Genomic DNA, 2,758 nt, shown 5'->3' on the forward strand with positions numbered 1-2,758 from the left:
ACCACGATCTTCAGATCCGGGTAACGCTCAAGGACCCCATTGAAGATGAGCTGGGCTTCGGCAAGAGTCGCTTCAAACGCATGACCAAGAATGTTGAGAAAGTTGTGCGTTTGCAGACGGTCCTTGTTGTTGTGACCGTTGGTGTGGATCACGATGACCGCTCCGAGCCTCTCAACCTCAGCCCAGAACGAGTCGAGACTCGGATCTCCGAGTTCCTTGCCGTCGACGTACGTGCCGATCTCAAGACCTTTGAACCCCAACTCGTTGACGCAGTAGTTGAGTTCGGCGATCGCCGCTTCGGTTTCCTGAAGCGGAACCGTTCCAAGCGGGGCAAAGCGGTCAGGGAAGCGGGCGGTGTCTTCAGCCAGCTCTTCGTTGATGACGCGGGTGATCCGCGCGCCAACCTCCGCATCGGCCCAGTAGTAGTACTGATAAACAGACACCGCCACCGCCTGAATATCGACGCCCATGGCGTCCATGTCTTTCAGACGCTCTTCGAGAAAGTCCATCTTGGGACGGAGAAACTCGAGCTGACGACGGTTCACGTCACGGGTCAGTTCACTGCCGTATTGGAGCCGAACCCGTCCGGCTTTCTCCTCTTCGGCCTTCATTATCTCGGTCGCCGGACCACACTCGCGGTGGCAATGAATATCGATAACCGGGCCGTCGGAACGCTGCGCTCTCATGTCTCTCCCTCATCCATCCACAATATCTGCCAAAAAACCTTGCTCACCAGTCGGGTCGAACAACGGTTCGGTACACTACCGCAGACAGATTGCATCATATACGATTCGCCGCGGGGCCACCTGCCGGGGAGTCTTTTTCAAAAGGGAAGCCTGTGAGCGACGAGATAAGAGCCTGTGTTCCACCCGATCGGAACCCCCATCCCCCGGGCTTCCGGGTCCCGGCCGGCGCCATCGATACCCACGTGCACGTATTCGAGAGCCGCTACCCGATGACCGCCAACCGGGGCTACAACCCGCCCGATTCAACGCTCGACGACCTCAAACACCTTCATGCCACACTCGGGATCGACCGGGTTGTGTTCACCCAACCGTCGGTATATGCCACTGACAATTCGGCCATCCTGGACGGCATGAATGCCCTCAATGCCGAAACTCCTGGCCGGGCCAGGGCCATCATTGCGACCGGGTTGGAGATCACCGACGAGCAGATCGACGACCTCGACCGGGCCGGCGTGCGGGGCGTGCGCCTGAATACGGACAACAAAGGCGGGATGCCGCTGGAGATGGACCAGATTCCTGAACTCTGCGAGCGGATCGCCCCGTTTGGATGGCACATCGAATTCCTGTTCCCCGGCAAGGACATCATCGATCTCATGCCGATATTTGCTTCGGTGACGGTCCCCATGTCAATCGGACACTTCGCCTACCAACCAGCGGTTGATGGAGTCACGGCCCCTGGATTCGAGGCGCTTCTTGAACTCATGAGACAGGGAAACACATGGATGAAGATCTCCGGTGCCAACCGGGTGAGTGAAACCGACCTCCCCCCCTACGACGATGTCGCACCGATGGCGCATGCACTCATCGAAGCCGCTCCCGATCGGATCATGTGGGGTACCGACTGGCCACATCCGAATAAGTTCGTCGTGAATCCCAACGATGGTGATCTGCTCGACGGGTTTGGAGAGTGGGTCACCGACGACACGATGCGACGCAAGATCATGGTGGAGACTCCCGCTATGTTCTACCGATTCTGATGCGGGTCGCCGTAATCGGTCTCGGTCTCATGGGTGGGACCATCGCCGGCCATCTGATCGACGACGGGCACGCGGTAACTGGTTACGACCCGGAGCCCGATCGACGAGCCGAGTTGGGCGAACGAGGTGGGATGGCTGCCGACTCGGTCGCCGATGCGATTGCGCCCGCCGCGGTAGCGATACTTTCGCTCCCGAACAGCTCGATCATGCTCGACATCATCCCGGAGATCGCCGGGGCTGCCGCCAAGGGTTTGATCGTCGTTGACACCACAACCGGCGCCCCCGCCGACTCGATTGAGGCCGCCCGGCAGCTGGCCGACGCCGGGATCGCCTACACCGACGCGACCATCTCGGGCAACGCTGCACAGACAGCCGAAAAAGACATCATATTCATGCTCGGCGCTACCCCCGAAGTGGCATCGACGATTTCGGGCCTACTCCAACCGATGTGTCGCAACGTCTATCACGTTGGCCCGGTCGGAGCCGGATCCCGTACGAAGCTGGTCGTCAACCACATCTTGTCGATCAATCGAGTCGCCATTGCCGAGGGTCTGGCGGTGGCCGAAAAAGCCGGACTGGATTTAGCTCCGGTGCTCGAGGTGTTGAAAGACAGCGCCGCCTACTCGAAGGCCATGGACATTTGGGGTGGCCGCATGGTCGGGGGCGACTACTACCCGCCAAAGTCCCGGGTCCGCCAGAGCCACAAGGACGCCCGCCTCATCCGCGATCATGCCAACGAACTTGGCGCTTCGATTGAGCTACAGACGAAGGTCCGCGAGGAACTCGAAGAAGCCGAGTCCGGCGGGCTGAGCGATGCCGACAATGCCTCGGTGATGGAAGTCATGCGCCGCCGGGCAGGCATCGGCCGCCTCCCGTAATCACCGTTTCCTCAAACGAGTGTGCATCCAAGTTCGACTATGCGCATCGTAAGCACACTCGTCGCTCGTGACGGCCGCTCAGCGGACGCACTTCGACCGAAGTCAACCACATAGGGTGAGATCTCGGCAGACAGACGGACACGCGTCAGCCTGCACC

3 protein-coding genes are annotated in these 2,758 nt (G+C 60.0%); 2 read left to right on the forward strand and 1 reads right to left on the reverse strand.

What is annotated here, in order from left to right:
* The coding region (locus JJE47_01175; protein ID MBK5266022.1) for an amidohydrolase at window positions 1-686 on the reverse strand (686 nt) is incomplete at its 3' end.
* Between the two features lie 152 nt (window positions 687-838).
* Between JJE47_01175 and JJE47_01180 the strand changes: the two genes are divergently transcribed.
* Complete coding sequence (locus JJE47_01180; GenBank protein ID MBK5266023.1) at window positions 839-1,723, forward strand: amidohydrolase family protein; 885 nt, start codon at window positions 839-841, stop codon at window positions 1,721-1,723.
* Window positions 1,723-2,601, forward strand: coding sequence for an NAD(P)-dependent oxidoreductase (locus JJE47_01185; GenBank protein ID MBK5266024.1), 879 nt, complete (start codon window positions 1,723-1,725; stop codon window positions 2,599-2,601). The genes JJE47_01180 and JJE47_01185 overlap by 1 nt, the downstream gene beginning before the upstream one ends.
* Window positions 2,602-2,758: the final 157 nt, after the last annotated feature.

The organism is Acidimicrobiia bacterium, from assembly GCA_016650365.1.
GTDB lineage: Bacteria > Actinomycetota > Acidimicrobiia > Spongiisociales > JAENVV01 > JAENVV01.

Bases quoted from the DNA above. Each gene is read 5' to 3' on its own strand.
- JJE47_01185 (MBK5266024.1), top strand. From the start codon at position 1,723: ATGCGGGTCGCCGTAATCGGTCTCGGTCTCATGGGTGGGACCATCGCC.